A 2,787-nucleotide genomic window follows, 5' to 3' on the forward strand; every position below is an offset into this window, starting at 1 on the left:
CTTCAGGGCAACAGACAACGTCATCGGGGCGCTCGTTCGGAAGGACGCCATTCCAGCCCCGATCGCCTGGGTCGACGCGACGGAGATCGTGACGCGTCGGGGCGAGTAGCGCTGCCTATTTGCACTCGTCGCTCACGACCTCGCCTCCGCTCAGAACGGTGCAGACGTGCGTGGTGTACTCGAACGGGTCGCCGTCGAAGAGGGCCAGATCGGCGCGCTGACCCGGGGCCAGGGTCCCGACATTTTCCAGGTCGAGAATCTCGGCCGCCTCGCGAGTAATGCTGGCCAGGGCCGCGGTGCGGGGCAGGCCGTGGGCCATCGCGATGGCCGCCTCGTAGAGCGCGATGCGCGTTTTCGGCACGTAGGGCTCCCAGCCGGTCTGGATGGCGACGGGGATGCCGGCCTCGTGCAGGGTGGCCGCCGTGGTGAAGGCCGCGTTTTGGGTGGTGCCGGACGGCCGGGCCATGGTGGGATGCAGAATGACCGGGACGCCCGCCTCTTCGATCTCGTCGACCACGAGGTAGGCCTCCGCCGCGCCGTCCAGAATCATCTCAAACCCGAACTCGTCCTGGAGCCGGAGGGCCGTCTGAATGTCGTGGGCCCGGTGGGCCGTGATGAGGGCCGGCACCTCTCCCCGGAGCACGTCCTGTAGGGCCTTCTGCCCCAGGTCGCTCCCGCCCGCGTCGTCTCCGTCCATGGCGGCCTGCGCGTCGTGCAGGGCCTGCCGGAGCATCGACACGCCCTTGGCCCGGGTCCCCGGGCTCTCGAAGCGGGCCTGCGCGTCGGGGCCCAGCGTAAAGGCGACCGCGGTGACCGAATCACGCAGCGAGGCCTCGACCGTCGCGCCGGCGGTCGAGAACGTGGCCGTCTGCCCACTGATGAGCGCCCCCGGCGCGTGGCCGGTGTGCACGGTGGTGAAGCCCAGCTGCTGGACGAAGGACACGAGCTGCTCCTGCGGGTTGTACGCGTCGAGGGCCCGGAGCGCGGGCTGCATCGGCTCGGAGGTGTCGAGCTGGTCCTGGTCGGCGGACACGTTGTAGATCCCCGACAGGCCCACCGTCCCTCGGGGGTCGATCAGGCCCGGCGTGACGACGGACGCCTCGTGCACCTCGGCGGACGCCGGCACGTCGACCTCCGAGGCGGGCCCGACGGCCGCGATCGTTTCGTTCTCGATGAGCACCACCCCGTCCTGGATGGGCGCGCCCGTCATCGTGTACAGGGTATCCGCCCGTACGGCCCGCTGCGACTGGGCCGGGGTCGGCGACAGGCCGCCCCACAGCAGGAGCGCGGCGAGAAGGAATGACAGACCGCGGGGTTGAACAAGCGAACTCAACATGATAGAACACTCAGTTGGGAGACGGAAGCAGACGGACAGGAGGAAGGGGACGGCGTGAGCGCTACTCGTGGACGTGCTGGGCGGCCCCGTCGTAGACCCGGTACCCGCCGGTGGCAAACTTCCGGTCGTCGGGGTCGGACCGGTCGAAGACCGGCGTGCCCTCGACCCAGGTCTGTTCGATCTTGGTATACACGCTGAGCGGGTCGCCGGACAGCACGATGAAGTCCGCATCCTTCCCCGCTTCGAGCGACCCCACCTCGTCCTCCAGCCCCAGCATGCGCGCCCCCGCCAGGGTCACCGATTCGAGCGCCGCCGCCCGCGACATCCCCGCGCGCACCCCGAAGGCCGGAGACCGCAGGAACAGCCGGGAGTCCGTGATGGGGTCGTCGGTGTGGTAGGCCACGTCCACGCCCGCCTCCTCAAGCACCCGCCCCGTGCGGTAGACCAGTTCGTCGGCCTCGTGCTTGCCGCCCGGCGAGTCGAGCACAATGATGGAGGCCGGGACGTCCGCCTCGGCAATCTCGTCGGCCACCTTCCACCCCTCACTCACGTGGTGAAGCACGAGGTCGAACCCAAACTCTTCGCTGAGCCGGATCGCCGTGAGAATGTCGTCGTGCCGGTGCGTGTGGAAGTGCACCGTCCGCCGCCCCTCCAACACGTCGATCAGGCCCTCCATGCGGAGATCGCGGTCCGGGGCCTCCGACGGATCGTCGGCCTGCTCTTTCTTGCGCCGGTATTCCTGCGCCGCCACGAACTGCTCGCGGGCCATGGCCGCGGCCCGGGCCCGCGTGCCCGGAAAGGACCCGCTCGCCCGCTGGGGATTTGTGCCGTTGGCCATCTTCATGCCGCCACAGTCTTCGACCGGCCCCTCCTCACAGGCCGACAGGTCACCAACGGTCCCGCCCTCGCGCAGCTTGAGGTAGGTGGTCTGCCCGCTCATCAGGTGGCCGGACCCCGAGATCAACTGCACCGTCGTGATGCCGCCGGCGCGGGCCCGGTTCATCGACGGGTGGCGTACGTTGATGGCATCGACGGTGCGGGCGTCCGGGTGCATCGCCGCGGACTCGTCTCCGCCACTTACCTCGCCGATGTGGGAGTGCGTGTCCACGAGGCCGGGCATGATTTCCTTCCCCGCCACGTCGTGCTCCACCGCGTTCGCGGGCACGTCGACCGACCCGGCCGGCCCGACGGCCTGAATCGTGCCCCCTTCCACCACCAAGACGCCCTGCTCGATGGGCTCCTCGCTGATCGGGTAGAGGGTGGCGTTTCGGAAGACGTGGGGCCGGTCTTGGGCCTGGGCCGGCGCGCAGAGGCACAGGCCCGCGAGGGTCAGGAAGAGGAGCACCGTTCGCATGGGATGCACAACGCACTTCGAAAAGGAGCAGCGATGAATGGCACCTTAGAACGTAGGAGGCGCCCGCTACACTCGCAAGCCACTCCGGAACGCCTCC

2 protein-coding genes are annotated in these 2,787 nt (G+C 69.3%); both read right to left on the reverse strand.

The annotated features are described in order from the left end of the window. Positions 1 to 115: 115 nt before the first annotated feature. Positions 116 to 1,336: an amidohydrolase family protein gene (locus V5A20_RS13950; RefSeq protein WP_332315688.1), complete on the reverse strand. Its 1,221-nt coding sequence runs from the start codon at positions 1,334 to 1,336 to the stop codon at positions 116 to 118. Positions 1,337 to 1,397: 61 nt separating this feature from the next. Continuing rightward, complete coding sequence (locus tag V5A20_RS13955; protein WP_332315689.1) at positions 1,398 to 2,690, reverse strand: amidohydrolase family protein; 1,293 nt, start codon at positions 2,688 to 2,690, stop codon at positions 1,398 to 1,400. Between the last annotated feature and the right edge of the window lie 97 nt (positions 2,691 to 2,787).

This window comes from Salinibacter sp., from assembly GCF_036626415.1.
GTDB lineage: Bacteria > Bacteroidota > Rhodothermia > Rhodothermales > Salinibacteraceae > Salinibacter.